The following is a 22,305-nucleotide window of genomic DNA, read 5'->3' as shown; positions in this document are numbered from 1 at the left end:
AACGGCAGACGAGAGTACGCCGACAAATGAAAACAAGAGGATTCCGATGAAACCCATTACATGGATGGTCATGGCGGCCGCGCTCGCACTGACCGCATGCGGCGGCGACGATGTCGCGACGAACGGCGGCGCGTCGTCGTCGACGCCGACGAATCCCGGTTCGCCGTCCGGCTCGACGTCGCCCGGCGGCGGGTCGACAGGCGGCCCGACCGGCGGCGGCGCCACGCAGCCGCAGGCCGGCTGGTCGACGGCCGCCGCGGTGGACGGCAAGGGGCCGGAGGGCGCCCCGAGCGTGACGATCGACGCGAGCGGCAATGCGCTCGCCACGTGGATGACCAACGGCCCGACCGGCGCGAACGGCAACGAGATGTGGGGCGCGCGCTATGCCGCTGGCTCGGGCTGGGGAACCGCGACGCGGCTCGACACGGGCGACGGCTCGCATTCGATGAACACGACGAGCTCGAGCCCGTCGCGCGTGGTCGGCAACGCGAGCGGGCAGGCCGTCGCGTTCTGGACCGAATGGATGCCGGGCCCGAACACGTATGCGCTGTGGGCACGCCCGTACAGCCCGGCCGGCGGCTGGGGCGCGGCGTTCGAAGTCGCGCCGGACGTGACGGGGTCGACCTATTCGGCCGGCATCGACGGCCAGGGCAACGCGCTCGTCGCGTGGACGCAGTCGATCAGCCTGCTCGATACGCGTATCGCATGGACGCGCTACACGCAGTCCGGACAGTGGTCGCCGACGGCGCTGATCCAGATGCCGGTGCAGACCGGGCCGGGCGCGGTGACCGGCGACACCGACAACGTGGGGCCGATGATCTCGGTGCTGTCGTCCGGCCGCGCCGTACTCGCGTGGCGGCAGACCAACCATACGCACTCGGCGCTGTGGACGGCCACGTACGACCCGGCCAACGGCTGGACCGACGTCAATCAGGCCGTATCGAACACGAGCCTGTTCACGACGATCATCTCGCCGGTGGCCGGCATGGACGCGAAGGGCGACATCACGCTGCTCTGGGGGCAGCTCGACGTGACGGGCGGGAAGCTCACCACCACCACGATGTCGCAACGCTACGTGTCCGGCACCGGGTGGCAGCCGTCGCAACCCGTCGCGCCCGCCATCGTCGAGCCGACCGGTTTCATCGCGACGCCGATGCTCGCCGTCAACGAGAACGGCGTGGCCGCCGCGATGTGGGCGGAAGGCGGCGCGGCGCTGCAGGTGAGCGTGTCCGATGCCAGCGGCAACTGGGGGCCGTTGCAGCGGCTGACCGAACACTTGAACGGCGCGGCACTCCAGTACCCGCCGCTCGTGGTCGATGCGGGCGGCAACGTGACGGCCGCGTGGCAGGACACCGGTTTGCCGGGTGCGTCGGCCGTGATCGCGGCCAGCTACCGGAAGGGTGCGTGGAGCGCGTCGACGGTGGCGCCGCAGAGCGCGTCGTGGCCCGCGCTGGCCGTCAACGCGACGGGAGCGATGGCGCTGCTCTGGCAATCGTACGTCGCGACGATCGGCAGCCAGATCCAGGCCAGCTTTTATACGCCGGGCACGTAAGCGCCTCGCATTGGGAAATCGAAGGAGAAACCATGAAGCAAACCTTGCATTGCACCGTACGGACCGCGCTGGGCGTCACGGTCGCCGGCCTCGTGCTCGCCGCGTGCGGCTCGACGCAGATGAACATGGTCGACGTGCAGACGTCGACCGCGAAGACGCTCGGGCTCGCGTCGTCGGACGAGATCACGATCGCCAACGTCCAGTACGGGAAGAAGGACGGGCTCGGCGGCCAGAAGGTGAGTTACGACGCGACGACCGGCAAGGGGCGGCGTTTCGGCTGTACGGTGTTCATGATTCCGGGGCTCACGCCGATCGATCGGCCGACGTACAACAACTGGGAATGCCATCCGCAACGCTGATGGCCGCGATGAGGACCGCGCCCGCCATCGGGCGTCGGTCGATCGCTTAGGGGGACGATGCATCGCGTGGGCCTTGCGCCCGCGCAATTTGGTCCGATAATCGACGAACCGATTCTTTCCTGCCCGCCGGTTCGATAAAAAAACTGTCATGGATCAAGCTGCATTTGTCCCTGTTTTCAAGTTCCGCACGATCGACTACCCCGAGCCGGACCGGTTCCACGTCTGGGTCAAGGACATGCTGTGCGACTATCGCCTCGACGACGACGGCGGCCACGGCCCGTGCGACGCGGAAGCCAGCGGCGCGGCGCTCGGCCCGCTGATCTTGTCGGGCCGGCACTGGCACTCGCGCGCGCCGACCTATACGGTTCGCCGCACCCCCCGGCGGATCCGGCTCGACGGGCAGGATTCGATCCGCTTCACGTTGCTGCTCGGCGGTCGGCTCGCGAGCCATACCGGCGGCCCCGAATTGATCAAGGGCGCCGGCGACCTGTTCGTCTACGACGTCGCGCAGATCAACGACTGCAAGGTCGAGGCCGGCGACGTGATCAGCCTCGTCGTGCCCCGCTACCTGCTGCCGAGCCATGCGGCGCGGATGCACGGCCAGACGCTGACGAGCGGCGTGGGCCGGCTGGTCGCCGATCAGATGCTGTCGCTGTTCCGGAACCTGCCGAATCTTCGCATGCAGGACGTGCCGAGCATCGTGCAAGCGATGCTGTTGCTGCTGGCCGCGGCGGTGTCGCCGACCGCGCAGGTGTTGAACGACGCGCGCGGCCCGATCGAGCATGCGCTGGTCGACCGCGTGCGTCGCTACATCGACGTGCATTTGCTGGAGCCGGACCTGACGCCCGAACGGATCTGCCGCGACATCGGCGTGTCGCGGGCGCGTCTCTATCAGTTGTTCAAGGAAGAGGGCGGCGTCATGCGGCAGATCACGCGGCGGCGCTTGCGTCACGCGTATCACGTGCTCGGCGATCCGCAGCGCCGGCATCAGCGCATCGCGGAAATCGCGTGGGCGCACGGCTTTCCCGACGAGAAGTATTTCCACCGGCTGTTCAAGGCGGAATTCGGCCACACGCCGAAGGAGACGCTCGAGTGCGCGGCCGCGCCGATCCTGCTGCCGTGCGGTGCGACCGATGGGCGCTGGGGCGACGGCAGCCGGCTGGCGGGGTGGACGCTGCCGTTCGGGGTGCTCACCAACTGAGCGGTCCATGCGCGAGCGCCGTGCGGCGGCCGGCTGTATTCGCGCATCACGCGCACACGCTGCTGGCGATGCCTCCGTCGTCCATCTCGTCCAGCGCGGCGCGCAAGTCGTCGATGGCCACCATCAGCTCACGCACCTGCCGTAACGACGGGTACTGATGCAGCACGGCCTGCCATTGCGGCAGGGTCAGCAGCGCGTGCCAGATGACGCCGAGGCCGTCCGGATCGGCATCCGGCCGTTGCGCGAACACGCTCGCGTATTCGAGGCTCGCCTGCGCGGACAGCAGCTGCATCCGGCTCGCGGCGCTCAGCAGCCGCGGCGTCGCATCCGCCGACGCGTCGCAGCAATACAGCACTTCGCGGGCCAGCGCCGCTTCGTCGGTCGTCAGCGCATGCAGCGATGCGCCATGCACGCGTACCGTGCCCTGGTGCGTCTCGAACGCATAGACCGCGTCGGGGGCCGCCTGCGCGAGCAGGGTCAGGCCGCGCAGCAGCCGCGGCAGATCGGTCGTTGCGGCATCCGCGGACGCCTTCGCCTCGACGAGGAAGCGCACGTTCCACGCGGGTGCCGGGTCGTTGCCGCGCGCGCGTTCGAGCAGGATCGCATCCCATTCGGTTTTCGCGCGGTCGTGCCGGCCCGGGATCGACGACGGCACGCGCATCGACGTGACGACGCGGTAGGTGCGCTGCTCGTCCACCGCGTCGAGCCTGCGCGCCAGTGCGTCGAGCGCCTGCGCCGCCAGCGCTTCGACGGCCGCGCCGCGCTGCTGCGACGCGACGCCCTGCGCGACGGCGACCGTGCTGCCGACGAGCGGCCCCTGCCGGACCCACAGCGCGCGGTAGCGACGGACGTCCTCGTCCGCGGCCAGCGCATCGAGCCGCAGCATGCGTTCGAGCGCGGGGCTGTCCTTCAGTTTGACGATGTCCTGCTCGAACGCCGCGTCGGTCGCCATCTCGGGCAGTGCGAGCAGATGCGCGAGTGCCGCGTGCAGCTCGGCCCACGACGCCGAAGTGGCCGCCGCATGCAGGCGCGCGAGGCCGTCGCGTTGCCAGGCCTGGGCGCTTCGTTCGAGCTTGGCCGGGTGCGCGATCGCATTGACGGCCGAGTGGAGCGCGCGCCGGTCCTGCTCGGCGTGCGCGGACAACGACGCGTATTCGCGCACGTTCGGCGCATCGTGACGCAGCACCGACGCCTGAAACGACGGATCGCCGGATGACGGATCCATCGCGTCGCGGATCATCCGCGCGAGCGCATCGATGAAGCGCTGCCGCAAGTCGGCGCCGGGCGCGTGGCCGTCCGCCCGCAACCTGCGCGCTTCCTCGATCACGATCGCCAGCGCGGTGGCCGGATTCGTCGCGTCGGTCAGCGACGACGCGCGCTCGAGCGGCGGCAGCCGGTAACGGCGCGCGACGGCGCGCAGGATGGCGTCGAGCAGGGCGGGAAGCGGTGTCAGCGACATGGCGGTCTGGGCGAGAAAGAGACCTGACCCGTCACGCGGTCAGCGTCACCGACAGGCTGCCGAGCTCGCCGAAGCGCACCGTCAGCGCATCGCCGAGCGGCACGTCGATCGCGCCCGCGTACGAGCCCGTCGTCACGATCTGGCCGGCGCGCACCGCATCGCCGCGCGACGCGAGGAAATTGAGGAGCCATACCAGCGGCTTCAGCGGATCGCCGTCCGGATGGCGGCCGTCGATCGTGCGGTTCAGCGCGCCTTCGAACGATAGCGCGAGCGTCGCGAGCGGCACGTTCAGCCCGTCGGGCACGACCGGGCCGACGCACAGCCCCTGGTTGAATTGCCCGTCGGCCAGCAGCTCGAACTTCGATGCGCGCGCCGGTTCCGCATAGCGGCAGCCGAGTACCTCGAGCACGATGCGCACTTCCCGGATCGCCGCGCGCACGTCGCCTTCGTCATACGGCTGCTCGCGCGCGGGCAGGTCGCGATCGAGCACGAACGCGATTTCCGGCTCGATCCGCACGATCGGGCCGCCGACGACGCGGTACGGCGCATCGGCCTCGCGGATCGTCGACGCGAAGATCGGCGCGAGGATCACGCGATCGGGCGGCGGCAGCGCGCATTTCCATCCGCCGACGGGTTCGCCGAGCAGATCGGCCACGCGCTGCTGGATCGCGAGCGCGGTGTCGATGTCGTCGGGGCGCAGTGCATCGGGCAACAGCGGGCCGGGCGAGCCGGCATGGCGGGCGGCGACGAGATGCTGGGCGGCGCCGTCCACGCGTTCGGTAGTCGTTGTCATGTCGGTTGAGCGAGTTGAAAGTGGGGCCGGCAAAAAAGGGCCGGACGAAAGTCGCATAGTCGATGATAGCGCCTTCGGCGCGATGGGCGCTCGAAAGGGCAGCGGCGTCCGCATCGCCTGCCCGGTTCGGGGGCTGAGCGACAACGCAAGCCGGCCGCTTCCCGTCGCGTCGCTTTGCCGCATGCGGCGGTAGCGCCGGCGCTTGACCGCCGTCAACATCCGGACCCGCCGCCGGCCGATGATGGTGGCATGGCCGCACGCGACAGCGCGTGCGGCAACTCACCCCAGCGAGGTTCGCATGTACGAGAAAATCATGGTGGCCGTCGACGGCAGCGCTTCGTCGAAACAGGCGCTCGCCGAAGCCGTGAAGGTGGCGCTGGCGGGCGACACGCACGTCAACGCGGTGTATGTGGTCGACAAGTCGGTGCTGTTTACGTATGCGGGCCGTCTCGATCCGCACGCGCTCGTCGAGGAAATCCGCGACGACGGGCGCAAGGTGCTGCGCGAAGCCGAACAGATCATCGCGCTGGCCGGCGCGAAGGGCGAAGCCGAACTCGTCGAGACCGAGAGCATCGGCGAGGACGTCGCGGAACGCCTGCAACGCTACGTGAACGAGCACGGGATCGATCTCGCGGTGGTCGGTACGCACGGGCGGCGCGGCATCCGGCGCGTGCTGCTCGGCAGCGTCGCCGAGCGTTTCGTGCGCGGCTCGAAGTGCCCGGTGCTGCTGATTCGCGGCGACGACGCCGACGCGGCGGCCGCCGCGGCCGCGGCATGACGCGGCGCGCGCGATGATACGCCGCCAGTACCGGATCGTCGTCGCGGCGATCGCAGTGTTCGTGTCGCTCGCCGGCATGATGGCCGTCGTGACGGGCCTGCTGTTCGATGCCGCGACGGCGCTGCGCGGCGGCGCGCTCGCGTTGATCGTCGGCGTCGCCGGCTTCGTCGTGATGCTGAACCCGGGGCCGAAAGGCGAGGAGTGACCCGCACGGGCGGGGCGGCGGCGCACGTTCGTCGACGGTTCCGCGACGACTGGCGACAGCCGTTACGCCGCCGCGATGTCGCCTAGTCGCTTGTCATCGACGGCGCGTTCGTGTCGTCCTGCCCGTTCCCAATCATCAGCCGCTTCAACGTTTGCGCCAGCTCGGTGCTCTCCGGCTGAATCTTCCCTGCCTGCGCGAACGCGTCGCGCGCCTCATCCTGGCGCCCCAGCTTCCACAGCACTTCGCCCTTGTGCGCCAGCGCGGTCGCATGCGCTTCGCGTGCAGCGCTTGCTTCGTCGCCGTCCGCCGCGAAGGTCGCTATCGAGCGGTCGAACCACATGAGCGCTTCGTCGTGGCGGCCGACGCGATACAGCGCCCAACCCTTGCTGTCGAGCGCATACGCATCCGCCGGTTGCTTCGCGAGATACGCGTCGATCATCGCGAGCCCGCGCTCGACTTCCACGCCTGCGTCGACGAGCCGATAGCCGACGTCGTTCAGGTGATCGTCGGAAATGTCGCCGAGGTCGAGCACGGCGGCGATACGCGCCGTGTCGCGTTCCGAGATGGCCAGCGACAGCAGCTTGGCGACGATCTGCTGCCGTAATTCGCCGCCGACCCGGTTGCCGTTGGCGATCAGGCTGCCGAGATATTGCGTGTACAGGTCCGGCGTGCCGGGCGCGTTCGTGCCGTTCGCGATGGCCGCGCCCGGGCCCGCGCACCAGTCGGTGTCGTCGGGGGCGATCAGCACGCTGGTGGAGAGATTGATGTTCCGACGCGTACGCGATTGCGCGTAGTAGGTATTGCCACGGGCATCCGAATAGCCGCACGCGAGATATTCGTCCTGGACGTCCAGCACGTACGGCACGCCGCCGAGCGGCGCGTCGCTGGACGAATCGACCAGGCGGAACGATTGACCCATCTCGCCTTCGCCGATGATCGGGTTGAACACCCACTGCTGCTCCGGATGGAACTTCGGCAGCCGGATCCTGGCCGTGCGGCCGGCCGCGTCCGTCGTGCCGAAGATCACGTTGTCGTGCTCGGCCGATTTGCCGGGCGGCCCCGCGATGGCCTGGTCCGGCCGGAACAGCCGATAGCGCGCATTCGGCAGCGGTCGTTGCGTGACCGGGTCGCGCAACACGAATCGATGAACGTAAGCCCCGTTGCCGAACGACGCCGTCGGCGGGACGTAGGTGCGGGCGTGGGCGGCGGGCAGGGCGGCGCACCCGATCGCTGCTGCGACACAGGCAGTGGAAAGGCGTGATGTCATGAAAATGCGGTTCTTATTGGTGGCGATGTCATTGGCCGACGGCCGGTAAAACGGTCGAACGCATTGCGCGGTCTTCCATGAACGGCCCGCTGCCGGCCGGCGATTCCGCATGACACCGTCGTTCGTTCAATGCCATTCGATGCGGTTGAGTCCGATGTCCCGATTCAACGGAAAACGAACCGGCAGGACGCGGCACTGCCGTGCGAAGCATAGCAGGCGACACTATCAGTCCCTATTTCTGGACGTTGCAGCTCGATGAACGATGCCGTGATTTGTATCAAGTTGTGATACGTCGATCCGAAAGACAATTCATCCGAGCCGGACGAAAAGGATGCAGAAGGCGGACTGATTCCAATCCGACCGTCCTTTACAACCAGTATTTCCCCTCCTTAAATAATCAGGGTCTGCCAAAGACCGGAAAAACGAGATCCCCATGAGCCATTTCCTGGATAGATTGCGTTATTTCTCCACCACGAGGCCACGCTTTTCAGACGGGCACGGCGCCGTCACCGACGAAGACCGCAAGTGGGAAGACGGTTACCGGATGCGCTGGCAGCACGACAAGATCGTGCGCTCGACCCACGGCGTGAATTGCACGGGTTCCTGCTCGTGGAAGGTCTATGTGAAAGGCGGGATCGTCACCTGGGAAACCCAGCAGACCGACTATCCGCGCACGCGTCCCGACATGCCGAACCACGAGCCGCGCGGCTGCTCGCGCGGCGCGTCGTACTCGTGGTACCTGTACAGCGCGAACCGCCTGAAGCATCCGATGGTGCGCAGCGCGCTCGTGAAGCTGTGGCGCGAACGCCGCCGCACGCTCGCGCCCGTCGACGCATGGCGCTCGATCGTCGACGACGATGAAGCACGGCGCTCGTACCAGAGCCGGCGCGGGCTCGGCGGCTTCGTGCGCGCGAGCTGGGACGAGGTCAACGAGATCGTTGCGGCCGCAAACGTCTACACGGTGGCGCGCTACGGTCCCGATCGCGTGGTCGGCTTCTCGCCGATTCCGGCGATGTCGATGGTGTCGTACGCAGCGGGCTCGCGCTACCTGTCGCTGATCGGCGGCGTGTGCCTGAGCTTCTACGACTGGTATTGCGACCTGCCGCCCGCGTCGCCGCAGACCTGGGGCGAGCAGACCGACGTGCCGGAATCGGCCGACTGGTACAACTCCACGTTCATCATGATGTGGGGCTCCAATGTCCCGCAGACGCGCACGCCCGACGCGCACTTCCTCGTCGAGGCGCGGTATCGCGGCACCAAGGTCGTGTCGGTGTTTCCCGACTACTCGGAAGGCGCGAAGTTCGGCGACCTGTGGCTGCACCCGAAGCAGGGCACCGACGCGGCGCTCGCGCTCGCGATGGGCCACGTGATCCTGAAGGAATTTCATCTTGCAGGGAAGAGCGATTATTTCGCCGACTACTGCAAGCGCTACACCGACATGCCGTGCCTCGTGCGGCTCGTGCCGCACGGCGACGGCTACGTGCCCGAGCGCCTCGTGCGCGCATCCGACTTCGACGACGCGCTCGACGAAGCCGCGCATCCGCAGTGGAAGACCGTGATGATCGACGACGCGAACGGCGAGTTCGTCGTGCCGGTCGGCTCGATCGGCTTCCGCTGGGGTCAACAGGCGGACGCCGACAAGGGCAAGTGGAACCTGCGCGGCGAGACGTCGAAGGGCGCGGCGCTGTCGCCGCGGTTGTCGTGCACGGCCGCGCACGACGACGTGGTCGACGTGCTGTTCCCGTATTTCGGCAACCAGCCGCACGCGCACTTCAACTCGACGCAGCATGCGTCCGTGCTGTCGCGCCGGATCGGCGTGCGGCGCATCGCGACGCGCAACGGCGACATGCTGGTCGCGACCGTCTATGACCTGTTCGTCGCGAACTACGGGCTCGACCAGGGGCTCGGCGGGCGCGACGTGGCCGCGAGCTACGACGACGATCTGCCGTACACGCCGGCGTGGCAGGAAGCGATCACCGGCGTGAAGCGCGCGGACGTGATCTCGGTCGCGCGGCAGTTCGCGGAGAACGCGCACAAGACGCAGGGCAAGTCGATGGTGATCATCGGCGCGGGGATCAACCACTGGTTCCACATGGACATGTCGTACCGCGCGATCATCAACATGTTGATCATGTGCGGCTGCATCGGCAAGCCCGGCGGCGGCTGGTCGCACTACGTGGGCCAGGAGAAGCTGCGGCCGCAGACGGGGTGGACCGCGCTCGCATTTGCGCTCGACTGGAACCGCCCGCCGCGCCAGATGAATGCGACGTCGTTCTTCTACGCACATACCGACCAGTGGCGCTACGACCCGATGGATCCGGCCGCGCTGCTGTCGCCGCTTGCGGACAAGTCGCGGTTCCACGGCGCGCCGATCGACTACAACGTGCGCGCGGAGCGGATGGGCTGGCTGCCGTCCGCGCCGCAGTTGTCGGTGAATCCACTGAAGGTCGGCGCGAGCCTGGGCGACCCGTCGCAGGCGGGTGCGGACGTCGCGCGGCAGTTACAGGCCGGCGCGCTGCGGATGGCGTGCGAGGACCCGGACGCACCGGACAACTTCCCGCGCAACCTGTTCGTATGGCGCTCGAACCTGCTCGGCTCGTCGGGCAAAGGCCACGAGTACTTCCTGAAGCACCTGCTCGGCACCACTCACGGCGTGCAGGGCGAGGACCTCGGCGCGACCGGCGGCCGGCGTCCCGAGGAGGTGACGTGGCACGACGAAGCGCCGCGCGGCAAGCTCGATCTGCTCGTGACGCTCGACTTCCGCATGTCGACGACCTGCATGTACTCGGATGTCGTGCTGCCGACCGCGACGTGGTACGAGAAGGACGACATGAACACGTCCGACATGCACCCGTTCATCCATCCGTTGTCGGCGGCGGTCGATCCCGCGTGGGAATCGAAGAGCGACTGGGAGATCTTCAAGGGGATCGCGAAGCGCTTCTCCGAGCTGTGCGACGGGCATCTCGGCGTCGAGCGCGACGTCGTGCTCGCGCCGATCGCGCACGATACGCCGGGCGAACTCGCGCAACCGTTCGACGTGCAGGACTGGAAGCGCGACGAATGCGAACCGGTGCCGGGCCGCACGATGCCGGCGGTGGTCGCGGTCGAACGCGATTATCCGAACACGTATGCGCGCTTCACGTCGCTCGGCCCGCTGATGGACAAGCTCGGCAACGCCGGAAAGGGCATCGGCTGGGATACGAAAGACGAAGTGAAGCTGCTCGGCGAACTGAACTACAAGGTCGCTCACGGCGCCGCGCAAGGGCGCCCGCGGATCGACACCGCACTCGATGCGGCCGAGGTGATCCTCGCGCTCGCACCTGAAACCAACGGCGAAGTGGCGGTGAAGGCATGGTGCGCGCTGTCCGGCATCACCGGCATCGATCACACGCACCTGGCCGCCGCGCGCGCGGACGAGAAGATTCGTTTCCGCGACATCCAGGCGCAACCGCGCAAGATCATTTCATCGCCGACGTGGAGCGGGATCGAATCCGAGCACGTGTCGTACAACGCCGGCTACGTGAACGTGCATGAACTCGTGCCGTGGCGCACGATGAGCGGCCGCCAGCAGCTCTATCAGGATCACGCGTGGATGCGTGCATTCGGCGAATCGCTGTGCGCGTACAAGCCGCCGGTCGATACGGGCAGCTACGAACACATGGTCGGCACGCGCTCGAACGGCAACCCCGAACGTGTGCTGAACTTCCTGACGCCGCATCAGAAGTGGGGCATCCACAGCACGTACACGGACAACCTGCTGATGCTGACGCTGTCGCGCGGCGGGCCGATCGTGTGGATGTCGGAGGACGACGCGAAGGCGATCGGCGCGGTCGATAACGACTGGATCGAGTGCTACAACGCGAACGGCGCATTGTGCGCGCGGGCGGTGGTGAGCCAGCGGATTCCGTCCGGGATGGTGATGATGTATCACGCGCAGGAGAAGATCGTGAATACGCCGGGCTCCGAGATCACCGGCACGCGCGGCGGCATCCACAACTCGGTCACGCGCATTGCGCTGAAGCCGACTCATATGATCGGCGGCTACGCGCAGCTCGCGTACGGGTTCAACTACTACGGCACGGTCGGCTCGAATCGCGACGAATTCCTGATCGTGCGCAGGATGAACAGGGTCGACTGGCTCGACGGCGAAGAAGCCGCGACCGATACGTCGAACGTCCGCACCGGAGAAACGTCATGAAGATACGCGCACAGATCGCGATGGTGCTGAACCTCGACAAGTGCATCGGGTGCCATACGTGCTCGGTGACCTGCAAGAACGTGTGGACGAGCCGCGAAGGGATGGAATACGCGTGGTTCAACAACGTCGAGACGAAACCGGGCATCGGCTATCCGAAGGACTGGGAGAACCAGGACCGCTGGCGTGGCGGGTGGCAGCGACGCGCGGACGGCAGGATCGAGCCGCGACTCGGCGGCAAGTGGCGGTTGCTCGCGCAGATCTTCGCGAACCCGCATTTGCCCGAGATCGACGACTACTACGAGCCGTTCACGTTCGACTACGCGCATCTTCAGGAAGCCGGCAACACGCGTGCGATGCCGGTCGCGCGGCCGCGCTCGCTGATCAGCGGCCAGCGGCTCGAGAAGATCGAGTGGGGGCCGAACTGGGAGGAAATTCTCGGCGGCGAATTCGAGAAGCGCGCGAAGGACACCAACTTCGAGAACGTGCAGAAGGACATCTACGGGCAGTTCGAGAACACCTTCATGATGTACCTGCCGCGCCTGTGCGAGCACTGCCTGAACCCCGCGTGCGTCGCGGCGTGCCCGTCGGGCTCGATCTACAAGCGCGAGGAAGACGGCATCGTGCTGATCGACCAGGACAAGTGCCGCGGCTGGCGCATGTGCGTGTCCGGCTGCCCGTACAAGAAGATCTACTACAACTGGCAGAGCGGCAAGGCCGAGAAGTGCATCTTCTGCTATCCGCGTATCGAGGCCGGCCAGCCGACCGTGTGTTCGGAAACCTGCGTGGGCCGCATTCGCTATCTTGGCGTGCTGCTGTACGACGCGGACCGGATCAGCGAGGCGGCCAGCGCGGAGAACGAGAAGGATCTGTACGAAGCGCAGCTGTCGCTGTTCCTCGATCCGGAAGACCCGGCCGTGATCGCGCAGGCGGAGCGCGACGGCGTGCCGGCCGCGTGGATCGACGCCGCGCGGCGTTCGCCGACCTACAAGATGGCAATCGACTGGAAGATCGCGTTCCCGCTTCATCCGGAATACCGGACGCTGCCGATGGTCTGGTACGTGCCGCCGCTGTCGCCGATCAACGCGGCCGCCAACAGTGGCGATCTCGGCATGAACGGCTACCTGCCGGACGTCGAATCGCTGCGCATTCCGCTGCGCTATCTGGCGAACCTGCTGACGGCCGGCGACGAAGCGCCCGTGAAGCTCGCGCTCGAACGGCTGCTCGCGATGCGCGCGTTCATGCGCGCGCGCCACGTCGACGGCATCGACGCGCGCGCCGTGCTCGACCAGGTCGGGCTGTCGCTCGCGCAGGTCGAGGAGATGTACCGCTATCTCGCGATCGCGAACTACGAGGATCGCTTCGTGATCCCGACCACACATCGCGAGTATGCGGAGAACGCGTACGACCTGCGCGCGTCGTGCGGCTTCTCGTTCGGCAACGGCTGTTCGGACGGCCGGTCGTCGGCGAGCCTGTTCAGCGCGAAGAAGGAGAAGGGCACACGGACCATTCCGATCCGCGAGGTCTCCCGATGAGCACCGCACCCGATCCGACCTATGCGGCGTTCGCCGCGCTGCTCGACTATCCGGACGACGCGCTCGTCGACGTGCTCGATTCGGTCGAAACGCACCTGCGCGAAGCGGCGCGTTTGCCGAGGACGGTACGCGCCGGGTTCGAACGGTTCTTTGCGTACATGCGCGAGCGCGACCTGCTGACGCTGCAGGAGAACTACGTCGCGCTGTTCGATCGCGGCCGCGCGACGTCGCTGCACCTGTTCGAGCACGTGCACGGCGAATCGCGCGACCGCGGACAGGCGATGGTCGACCTGCTGCAGATGTACGAGCGGCACGGGCTGTTCCTGAACCCGGGCGAACTGCCCGACTATCTGCCCGTGTTCCTCGAATACCTGTCGCGGCTGCCGGCGCCCGATGCGCGCAGCCTGCTCGCTGAAACCGGCGAGATACTGCGCGCGGTGGCCGGCCAGCTCGCGCAGCGCGGCAGTCATTACAGCTTCGTCGTCGGCGCGCTGTTGCCGATGGCGGGCCTCGCACCGGTCGACGCACCGGCCGCCGCGGACGACGACGTCGCCGCCGAGCGGCCGAGCGCCGACGACTACCGCGCGCTCGACGCGTCGTATGCGGACGAAGCCGTGCGCTTCGTCGGCGCTGCAACACCGGCGACCGCGGAGCAGACGGTGCGGTTCCACGACAAGCGGCCGGCCCGCGGCGCGTAAGCGCGGGCCCAACTGGGGAAACACATGAACGCTTACCTGCATCAGTTCCTGTTCGGGATCTACCCGTACATCTGTCTCGCGGTGCTACTGGTCGGCAGTCTGATCCGCTTCGACCGCGAGCAGTACACGTGGAAAAGCGATTCGTCGCAGCTGCTGCGCCACGGGATGCTGCGGCTCGGCAGCAACCTGTTTCACTGGGGCGTGCTGGTCGTCGTGCTCGGGCACTTCGCGGGCTTCCTGGCGCCGCACTGGCTCGTGTCGCCGTTCCTGTCGGCGTCCGGGCACCAGTTGGTCGCGATGGTGGCGGGCGGCGCGGCCGGCGTCGCGTCGATCGTCGGGCTGACGATCCTGATCTGGCGCCGCCTGGGCGATGCGCGCATCCGCAAGAACAGCCGCACGTCCGACATCGTGATCGTGCTGATGCTGTGGGCGCAGCTCGCGCTCGGGCTCGGCACGGTCGTACTGTCGACGCGCCACATGGACGGCGTGATGTTCGAGCAACTCACCGACTACGTGAAGGGCGTCGTCACGTTCCGGCCGGACATCGCGAGCCTGCTCGTCGGCGTGCCGCTCACGTACCGGCTGCACATCCTGCTCGGCTTCACGATCTTCCTCGTGTCGCCGTTCACGCGGATGGTGCACATCTGGAGCGGGATCGCGTCGATCGCGTACCTGATCCGTCCGTACCAGCTCGTACGCAAGCGCTGAGGAGGAAAAAGCATGAACGAGGTTCTTTCCGAAGTCGCGACGATGCCGCTGATCGTCAACGGCATCGAGATCGACGCTGCGTCGATCTCGGCGGAAGCCGAGCACTACCACGATGCAGCCGATCCGCTCGACGCGGCGCGGCGCACGCTCGCGGTGCGCGAGCTGCTGCGGCAGCGCGCGGTGTCGCTGGCGCTGCTCGACGAAGGCGCGCCGCTCGACGACGCGGCCGTCGACGCGCTGCTCGAACGCGAACTCACGCATGTGCCCGAACCCGATCGCGCGGCTTGCGAGCGTTATTACGCGCAGCACCCGGCGCGCTTTCGCCGCGACGACATCGTCCATGCGAGCCACGTGCTGTTCGCGATGACGGACCGCGTGCCGCTCGCGCCGCTGCGGCAGCGCGCGGAACAGGTGCTCGCCGACGTGGTGGCCGCGCCCGATACGTTCGAAGCGGTCGCGCGCGCGTCGTCGAACTGCCCGTCGGCGGAAGTCGGCGGCAGCCTCGGGCAACTGCTGCGCGGCGACACGGTGCCGGAATTCGAGGCCGCGCTGTTCGATACCGACGGCACCGGCGTGCTGCCCAAACTCGTCAACACGCGCTTCGGCTTCCACATCGTGCGCATCGAGCGCCGCGTGCCGGGCGACACGGTGCCGTTCGACGAAGCCGCCGACCAGATCGCCGCGTACCTCGCGGCGCGCGTGCGGCGGCAGGCGATCCGGCAGTACGTGGCGATTCTCGCGGGCGGCGCACGCGTCGAAGGCGTCGAATTCGACGGTGCGAACGGGCCGCTGGTTCAATGAAACGGGGTTTGGCGTATGGCAACTCAACAAGGTAATGCCGGGCGGGTGGTGAACGCACCGGCCGTTCCGCTGCGTGCGTGGTCGGTGCTGGCCGCGAGCACGCTCGCGTTCATGGTGTGTTTCGTCGTGTGGATGATGTTCGGCGTGCTCGGCGTGCAGTTGCGCACCGATCTCGGGCTGAACAGCACGGAGTTCGGGCTGCTCACGTCGACGCCGGTGCTGACCGGCGCGCTGATGCGCTTGCCGCTCGGCACGTGGACCGACCGCTTCGGCGGTCGCATCGTGATGACGGTGCTGCTCGTCGTGTGCGCGGTGCCCGTCTACGTCGTCAGCTACGCGACGCAGCTGTGGCAGTTCCTGCTGATCGGGCTGTTCCTCGGCTGCGTCGGCGCGTCGTTCGCGGTCGGCACGCCGTATGTCGCGCGGTTTTTCCCGCCGCAGCGACGCGGGCTCGCGATGGGCGTGTTCGGCGCGGGCACGTGCGGCGCGGCCGTCAACCTGTTCGTCACGCCGCTGCTGCTCGACGCGTATGGCTGGCGTTTCGTGCCGCGCATCTATGCGGTCGCGCTGCTCGTCACCGCGCTGATCTTCTGGTTCGCGTCGGCGCCCGATCCAGGGGCGGGCAAGCGCGGCGGATCGATGCTCGATTCGTTCAAGGTGCTGCGCGACCCGCGCGTGTGGCGGCTCTGCCAGTACTATTCGATCACGTTCGGCGGCTTCACCGCGCTGTCGCTGTGGATTCCGCAGTACCTGAAGAGCGAATACGGGATGTCGCTGGTGATGGCGTCCGCGTTCGCGGCCGGCTTCTCGCTGCCGGGCTCCGTGCTGCGCGCGCTCGGCGGCGCGCTGTCCGACCGCTTCGGCGCGCACGCGGTCACGTGGTGGGGGCTGTGGGTCGCGTGGATCGCGCTGTTCCTGCTGTCGTACCCGGCGACCGATTTCGTGATTCACACGATCGACGGAACCGCGACGCTGAACGTCGCGATGCCGGTGGCCGGCTTCGTCGCGCTGACCTTCGTGCTCGGCGCGGTGTTCGCGCTCGGGATGGCGTCGACCTTCAAGTACGTCGCCGACGATTTCGCGGACAACATGGGCGTCGTGACTGGCATCGTCGGGCTCGCGGGCGGGCTCGGCGGCTTCCTGCTGCCGATCCTGTTCGGCATGCTGCTCGACCTGCTGCGCGTGCGCACGACGTGCTTCATGTTCCTGTACGGAATCGTGTGGGTGTCGCTGATCCTCATTTACCTGTCGGAAGTGCGGCGCACACCCGTCGTCACGGGCTGACCTCCTTTCGATCGATCCGATGCGCCGGTGCGATGCCCGAGGGAGCCCGGGTCGCGCCAGCGCATCGTCCCGTTCGGAAGGGCGCGCGCGACGTATCCGGCCGCGCGCGCTTCTGTCAAACTGGCGCCCATGAAACCGCGCCTCGCTTCATCGCATTCCGCCGATTCCGCGCCTGCGCCCGCAGGCTTTCCCGACGCCGACGAACTGGCCGCGCTGCGCGCGTGGTACGCGGGCATGACCGTGCGTCAGGCCGTCGAACGCTACCTGCCCGACCGGCTCGGCGCGGGGCGCTCGGCGCGCGGCGTGATCGGCGCGATCCGCCGTCGCCTCGTGCGCGTCGCGCGGCAGGTTGGCCGCCCCGATCTCGCGGAACGGCTCGGCCATGCGGACGGTGAGCGTTTGCGGGAGGCGAAAGCGGCCACCGACGCGATCGCCCAACTGCGCCATGCACGCGCGCCGGCACCGCAGATCAGCGACGACGTCGGCCTGTGGCTGCCGGCGCGCGCGGTCGTGGCACTGCGTGCGCACGGGATCGCGACGCTCGCCGACCTGACGGTGCGGATTCCGCGCCGGCGCCAGTGGTGGCGGGCGATCGCGGGCCTCGGCATGGCCAGCGCGCGGCGCATCGACGCGTTCTTCGCCGCGCATCCGGACCTGACCGAACGGGCGCGCGCGCTGATCGCCGCGACGCCGCGCGGCAGCATCGTGCCGTGGGAACACCTGAAGCTGCCGCACGAAGTCGACGGCTCGGCCGGCACGTTCCGCGCGCCGCGCGCGACCAGCACGCTCGACGCGGACAACGATTACGCGGCCGTGCACGCGTGGCTGTCGCTGCACGAATCGGCCGCGACGCGGCGCGCGTACCGGAAGGAGGCCGAGCGGCTGATCCTGTGGGCGATCGTCGAGCGCGGCCGCGCGCTGTCGTCGCTGACGACCGAGGACGCGCTCGCGTATCGCGCGTTCATCCGGCGGCCGACGCCGCACGAGCGCTGGGTCGGGCCCGTGCGGCCGCGCGGCGCGCCCGACTGGCGGCCGTTCTCGGGCGCGCTGTCCGCGCGCTCGGCGGCGTACACGCTGTCGGTGCTCAGTGCGCTGTTCCGCTGGCTGATCGAGCAGCGCTACCTGCTCGCGAATCCGTTCGCGGGCGTGAAGGTGCGCGACACGCGCGGCGCGACCGCGCTCGATACGTCGCACGCGTTCACCGAAGGCGAGTGGCTGCTGGTCCGCACGATCGCCGACGGGCTCGAGTTCGGCCAGCGCGCGGGCGACGGTGCGCCGCAGTCGGGCTGGACGCCGGCCGCCGCGCAACGGCTGCGTTTCATTCTCGATTTCGGCTATGCGACCGGGCTGCGCGCGAGCGAACTGGTCGGCGCGACGCTCGGCGACATCGAGACGGACGCGCACGGCGACGCGTGGCTGAAGGTGATCGGCAAGGGCAGCAAGGCCGCGCGCGTCGCGCTGCCGCCGCTCGCGCGCACCGCGCTCGACCGCTATCTGGTCGCGCGCCGGTTGCCGGTTACGCCGGCGCGCTGGCGGCCCGATACGCCGCTGATTCCGAGCCTGGCGGAAGACGACGCAGCCGCGATCACCAGCGTGCGGCTGTGGAAGGTGATGCAGCGTTTCTTCGCGCAGACGGCCGACGCCGTCGAAGCCGACCACCCGGCGCTCGCGCACAAGCTGCGCCAGGCGAGCCCGCACTGGATGCGCCATACGCATGCGACGCACGCGCTGGCGCGCGGCGCGGAGCTGACGACGGTGCGCGACAACCTGCGGCATGCGTCGATCTCGACGACGTCGATCTATCTGCATGGCGACGACGTGAAGCGGGCGCGGCAGATGTCGAGCGCGTTCGGCATCGACAAATGAGTGGAACGGCGCGGCATCGGCGCCGGTCAGACGATGTTTCGATCCCGGGGGTTCGTATGGCGTCGAGCCAGCGCACGGTCGATTTCATCGTCGAGCAGATCGCGGCGGCCGGTACGGTATCGGCCCGCAAGATGTTCGGCGAATACGGCGCCGCGCCACGCCGCGCGGCGGCCAGGCGTATTCTGTGACACATGCACGCGACCATCGTGCGCCAGGGAGTACCAACATGGAGACATCCGCATTGACGCGCGGCACGCGCCCGGCGCGCCGCGCATGGCATGTGCTCGTCGTGACCCTGTGTGTCGGCTGGAGCGCGCTGTCGTTCGGCGCGGAAGGCGCGAGCGGCGCGGCCGCGCTGCTCGACCGCTACCGCAGCCTCGGGCCCCAACTGAAGGACAACGCGTTTCACCGGCCCGTGGTGCTCGAATCGTCGGAGGCGTCGTCGTCGCTGAAGGGCGACATCTACGCGGTCGTCGATTATCCGTTCGCGGCCGTGAACGGCCAGCTCAACGATCCCGCGCAAGGCCCCGCGAACTGGTGCGCGGTGCTGATCCTGCACCTGAACACCAAGTACTGTCATGCGTCGAGCGGCGGCAACGGCCCGGTGCTCGACGTGAACCTCGGCCGCAAGATCGAGCAAAAGCTGTCGGACACCTATCGCGTGCAGTTCCGCTATCGCGTGGCGGCCGCGACGCCCGATTATTTCCAGGTCGACCTGACCGCCGACAGCGGCCCGATGGGCACGAAGGATTACCGGATCGCGCTCGAGGCCGTGCCGGTCGGCGCGTCGCGCACGTTCCTGCATCTCACGTATTCGTATGGTTTCGGTACGGTCGGCCGGATGGCGATGAAGACCTATCTCGCGACGGTCGGCAGCGACAAGGTCGGGTTCACGACCGTCGGCGCCGCATCGGCCGGGCAGCCGCAGTACGTCGGCGGCGTGCGCGGGCTGCTGGAGCGCAACACGATGCGCTACTACCTCGCGATCGACACGTATCTCGCGACGCTCGACAAGCCGATCGACCAGCGCCTCGCGCGCTGGTTCGACGCGACCGAGCAGTATCCGCAGCAACTGCACGAAGTGGAGCGGGGCGCGTATCTGCAGATGAAAGCGCAGGAGGTGCAGCGGCAGCAGGCGGCGCGATGACGCCGCCTGCCGCCTGGTGCTCGGCGTCGATCAGTTCGACGCGCCGCCGACCGTGCGAATGCTGTGCCACTGCCCCTGTTCGACGCGGAACAGCGTGTACGGCGGCTTGATCAGGTCGCCGCGCTCGTCGAACGAGATCTTGCCGGTCACGCCGGTGACCGACACGCCGGGCAGGCTCGCGACGATCTTGCGGCGATCGGGCGAGTCGGCCTTGCGAACCGCCGCGATCATCGCGAGCGCCGCGTCGTACGCGAACGGCGCATACAGCTCGACGTCCTGGTTGAAGCGCGCCTTGTAGTGCTTGTAGCGCTGCGCGAACGCGACGGCCGACGGCAGCTTGTCGAGCGCGGGGCCGGGCTCCAGATCCTGCGTGCCTTCGCCCGCGTGTCGACCGCGCGGAACTCGGGCTCGGCGTGCGCATCAATCTGGCACGTGCGGCTACGCGCGGCTACGTGTTCGATCGTGGACCGCATCGTGTGGCTCTCCCAACGAAAACCCTGCAGTAGTGCCTCCCAATTGCCTCGCCGGTACGGCGGCGTCCAGGCCGATCCGGCGGCCTCGTGCAGGCTAACCGACCGTCCGGCCATTTCTTAAGACGTACAGTTTTCCCATCATGCGTAATGCGCGCCGAACTGTACTCTTGTTCGCGCGTCCGAGGTGTGTACTTGCCGCCAACTGTTCTTCTCTTAAGATCCAATCATCAAGTGCACAGTGCCGCAGATCCAGCTGTTCCGGAATCCTGCCGGCGCATCTTCAAGAGAGAGCCAGCGCGATGGAAAAGGCAAAACCGGAGGGGAAGATCAGGAATCACGATGGCCCGCTCGGCGGGCGAAACATGTGCGTGTCGGGTTCACACGGCCTGACGGCGCGGCCGGGCGCGTCGGCGGGAGGCGCACGATGAAACTCTATGAAAAACTCGCGGACGATATCGAGCGCCTGATCCGCCAGGGCGTGTACCGGCATGGCGACCGGATTCCGTCGGTGCGGCAGGCGAGCCAGCAGCACCGGATCAGCATCACGACGGTGCTGCATGCGTATCTGCTGCTGGAAAGCCGCGGGCTGCTCGAAAGCCGGCCGCAGTCGGGCTATTTCGTGAACCTGCGGCGCGACGACGGGCACGCGCCGGTGCGCGAACTGCGGCCGTCGAAGCCGATCGCGATCTCGTCGTCGGTCGACGTGAGCCGGCTCGTGCTGTCGACGCTGCGCTCGATCGGCACGGACGACGCGGTGCCGCTCGGCTCGCCGTATCCGGACCCGAGCCTGTTCCCGTTCGAGAAACTGAACCGCTACGCGTATGCGGCCGGCCGCGACAAGTCGCTGTGGGGCGTGACCGACGGGCTGCCGCCCGGCCATCCGCGGCTGATCCGGCAGATTGCGCGCCGCTACCTGGAGAACGGGATGTCGGTGGACCCGAACGAGATCATCGTGACGGTCGGCGCGACGGAGGCGATCAACCTGTGCCTGCAGGCGGTCGCGAAGCCGGGCGACACGATCGCGGTGGAATCGCCGACGTTCTACGCAATGCTGCACGCGATCGAGCGGATGGGGATGAAGGCGATCGAGGTGGCCACGCATCCGGAATACGGAATCGACATCGCGGCGCTGGCCGCGATCGCGAAGTCGCAGCCGATCGCCGCGTGCATGGTGATGCCGAACTTCCAGAATCCGCTGGGTTTCCAGATGCCGGACGAGCGCAAACGCGAACTGGTTGAGTTCGCAACGAAAGCCGGGATGCCGATCATCGAGAACGGCGTGTACAACGAACTGTATTTCGGCGATACGCATCCGAGTTCATTGAAATCCTACGACCGGACCGGGATCGTGCTGCATTGCTCGTCGTTCTCGAAGAGCCTGACGGCCGCGTACCGGATCGGCTGGGCGCTGCCGGGCCGCTACCGCGATCAGGTCGAGAAGCTGAAGTTCCTGAATACGCTCGCGACGCCGTCGTTGCCGCAGCTGGCGATCGCGGAGTTTCTCGAACGCGACGGCTACGAACATCACCTGCGGCGGATTCGCAAGGCGTATGCGCAGCAGGCGAACCTGATGCGCGCGATGGTGTCGCGGTTCTTTCCGGAAGGCACGCGCATGTCGAGCCCGGCGGGCGGGTACGTGCTGTGGGTCGAGCTGCCCGCGCAGGTCGATGCGATGCGGTTGTACCAGCTTGCACTGGAGCAGGGGATCACGATCGGCCCCGGCTACATGTTTTCGATCGCGGACACCTATCGAAACTTCATCCGCTTGAACTACAGCAGCCCGTGGTCGCCGGAGATCGAGCAGGCGGTGATCACGGTCGGGAAGCTGGCCGTGGCGTGCATGCGGTGAAGGGGCGTTTGTGGTACGTTGTGTTTCGATCAAGAAGCCGGCCTCGTGCCGGCTTTGTTTTTGGTGCGCCCGGCAGGGCGCACTCACTTGGAGGTGAAAGTCCTCTACACGCCCGGCAAGGGGAAGTGTTAGCCA

At 67.8% G+C, this 22,305-nt stretch carries 17 protein-coding genes and 2 pseudogenes; 15 read left to right on the top strand and 4 right to left on the bottom strand.

What is annotated here, in order from left to right; translation table 11 throughout:
* Positions 1-46 precede the first annotated feature (46 nt).
* The 3 genes from J8I33_RS30130 to J8I33_RS30120 all read left to right on the top strand — a co-directional run bounded on the left by J8I33_RS30130 (position 47) and on the right by J8I33_RS30120 (position 3,112).
* On the top strand, positions 47-1,552 hold the full coding sequence (locus J8I33_RS30130) for a hypothetical protein (RefSeq protein WP_204384602.1): 1,506 nt from the start codon (positions 47-49) through the stop codon (positions 1,550-1,552).
* 32 nt (positions 1,553-1,584) lie between these two features.
* A complete protein-coding gene (locus J8I33_RS30125) occupies positions 1,585-1,911 on the top strand; it encodes a hypothetical protein (protein ID WP_124557104.1) in 327 nt (108 codons plus the stop codon).
* 148 nt (positions 1,912-2,059) lie between these two features.
* Positions 2,060-3,112, top strand: coding sequence for an AraC family transcriptional regulator (locus tag J8I33_RS30120; RefSeq protein WP_209939659.1), 1,053 nt, complete (start codon positions 2,060-2,062; stop codon positions 3,110-3,112).
* Positions 3,113-3,158: 46 nt separating this feature from the next.
* Here the strand turns inward: J8I33_RS30120 and J8I33_RS30115 are convergent, their stop codons facing one another.
* Positions 3,159-4,571, bottom strand: coding sequence for a 3-deoxy-D-arabino-heptulosonate 7-phosphate synthase (locus tag J8I33_RS30115; RefSeq protein ID WP_209928365.1), 1,413 nt, complete (start codon positions 4,569-4,571; stop codon positions 3,159-3,161).
* 31 nt (positions 4,572-4,602) lie between these two features.
* The gene (locus J8I33_RS30110) at positions 4,603-5,364 is read right to left on the bottom strand and encodes a fumarylacetoacetate hydrolase family protein (RefSeq protein WP_209928367.1); all 762 of its coding nucleotides are present in this window, start codon (positions 5,362-5,364) and stop codon (positions 4,603-4,605) included.
* 298 nt (positions 5,365-5,662) lie between these two features.
* On the opposite strand from J8I33_RS30110, the gene J8I33_RS30105 reads away from it, so the two are divergent.
* Both J8I33_RS30105 and J8I33_RS30100 read left to right on the top strand, forming a co-directional pair.
* Positions 5,663-6,142, top strand: a complete 480-nt coding sequence (locus J8I33_RS30105) for a universal stress protein (RefSeq protein ID WP_209928371.1) — start codon at positions 5,663-5,665, stop codon at positions 6,140-6,142.
* Positions 6,143-6,155: 13 nt separating this feature from the next.
* Positions 6,156-6,347 (top strand): DUF2964 family protein, encoded by a 192-nt coding sequence (locus J8I33_RS30100; protein WP_027786097.1) that lies wholly within the window; start codon positions 6,156-6,158, stop codon positions 6,345-6,347.
* 82 nt (positions 6,348-6,429) lie between these two features.
* Here J8I33_RS30100 and J8I33_RS30095 read toward each other — a convergent pair whose 3' ends face one another.
* Entirely contained in the window at positions 6,430-7,485 is a 1,056-nt protein-coding gene (locus J8I33_RS30095) for a tetratricopeptide repeat protein (protein ID WP_348636034.1), read from the bottom strand.
* Positions 7,486-8,047: 562 nt separating this feature from the next.
* Here J8I33_RS30095 and J8I33_RS30090 point away from each other — a divergent pair.
* The 9 genes and pseudogenes from J8I33_RS30090 (at position 8,048) to J8I33_RS30050 (ending at position 19,848) form a co-directional block, all read left to right on the top strand.
* Entirely contained in the window at positions 8,048-11,812 is a 3,765-nt protein-coding gene (locus J8I33_RS30090) for a nitrate reductase subunit alpha (RefSeq protein ID WP_209939657.1), read from the top strand.
* Positions 11,809-13,344 carry a nitrate reductase subunit beta gene (gene narH / locus J8I33_RS30085; RefSeq protein WP_089490303.1) on the top strand — a complete coding sequence of 512 codons (1,536 nt, stop codon included), beginning with the start codon at positions 11,809-11,811 and terminating at the stop codon, positions 13,342-13,344. The genes J8I33_RS30090 and narH overlap by 4 nt, the downstream gene beginning before the upstream one ends.
* Positions 13,341-14,042 (top strand): nitrate reductase molybdenum cofactor assembly chaperone, encoded by a 702-nt coding sequence (narJ, locus tag J8I33_RS30080; protein ID WP_209928381.1) that lies wholly within the window; start codon positions 13,341-13,343, stop codon positions 14,040-14,042. Before narH ends, narJ begins: the two co-directional genes overlap by 4 nt.
* A gap of 24 nt (positions 14,043-14,066) precedes the next feature.
* The gene (gene narI / locus J8I33_RS30075) at positions 14,067-14,750 is read left to right on the top strand and encodes a respiratory nitrate reductase subunit gamma (RefSeq protein ID WP_050014164.1); all 684 of its coding nucleotides are present in this window, start codon (positions 14,067-14,069) and stop codon (positions 14,748-14,750) included.
* 12 nt (positions 14,751-14,762) lie between these two features.
* On the top strand, positions 14,763-15,551 hold the full coding sequence (locus tag J8I33_RS30070) for a peptidylprolyl isomerase (protein WP_050014165.1): 789 nt from the start codon (positions 14,763-14,765) through the stop codon (positions 15,549-15,551).
* 15 nt (positions 15,552-15,566) lie between these two features.
* Entirely contained in the window at positions 15,567-16,835 is a 1,269-nt protein-coding gene (locus J8I33_RS30065; protein WP_050014166.1) for a nitrate/nitrite transporter, read from the top strand.
* 129 nt (positions 16,836-16,964) lie between these two features.
* Positions 16,965-18,701: a site-specific integrase gene (locus J8I33_RS30060; RefSeq protein WP_209939656.1), complete on the top strand. Its 1,737-nt coding sequence runs from the start codon at positions 16,965-16,967 to the stop codon at positions 18,699-18,701.
* Positions 18,702-18,757: 56 nt separating this feature from the next.
* A pseudogene (locus tag J8I33_RS34895) lies at positions 18,758-18,850 on the top strand (competence protein TfoX); the annotation flags it as partial.
* 77 nt (positions 18,851-18,927) lie between these two features.
* Positions 18,928-19,848 carry a hypothetical protein gene (locus J8I33_RS30050; RefSeq protein WP_209939655.1) on the top strand — a complete coding sequence of 307 codons (921 nt, stop codon included), beginning with the start codon at positions 18,928-18,930 and terminating at the stop codon, positions 19,846-19,848.
* A gap of 30 nt (positions 19,849-19,878) precedes the next feature.
* Here J8I33_RS30050 and J8I33_RS30045 read toward each other — a convergent pair.
* A pseudogene (locus J8I33_RS30045) lies at positions 19,879-20,235 on the bottom strand (ABC transporter substrate-binding protein); the annotation flags it as partial.
* 510 nt (positions 20,236-20,745) lie between these two features.
* On the opposite strand from J8I33_RS30045, the gene J8I33_RS30040 reads away from it, so the two are divergent.
* On the top strand, positions 20,746-22,170 hold the full coding sequence (locus J8I33_RS30040; RefSeq protein WP_209939654.1) for a PLP-dependent aminotransferase family protein: 1,425 nt from the start codon (positions 20,746-20,748) through the stop codon (positions 22,168-22,170).
* Positions 22,171-22,305: the final 135 nt, after the last annotated feature.

This window comes from Burkholderia sp. AcTa6-5 (genome assembly GCF_017815075.1).
Lineage (GTDB): Bacteria > Pseudomonadota > Gammaproteobacteria > Burkholderiales > Burkholderiaceae > Burkholderia > Burkholderia sola.
The sequence above is the reverse complement of the archived record's forward strand: the minus strand, read 5'-3'. Positions and strand labels throughout refer to the sequence as shown.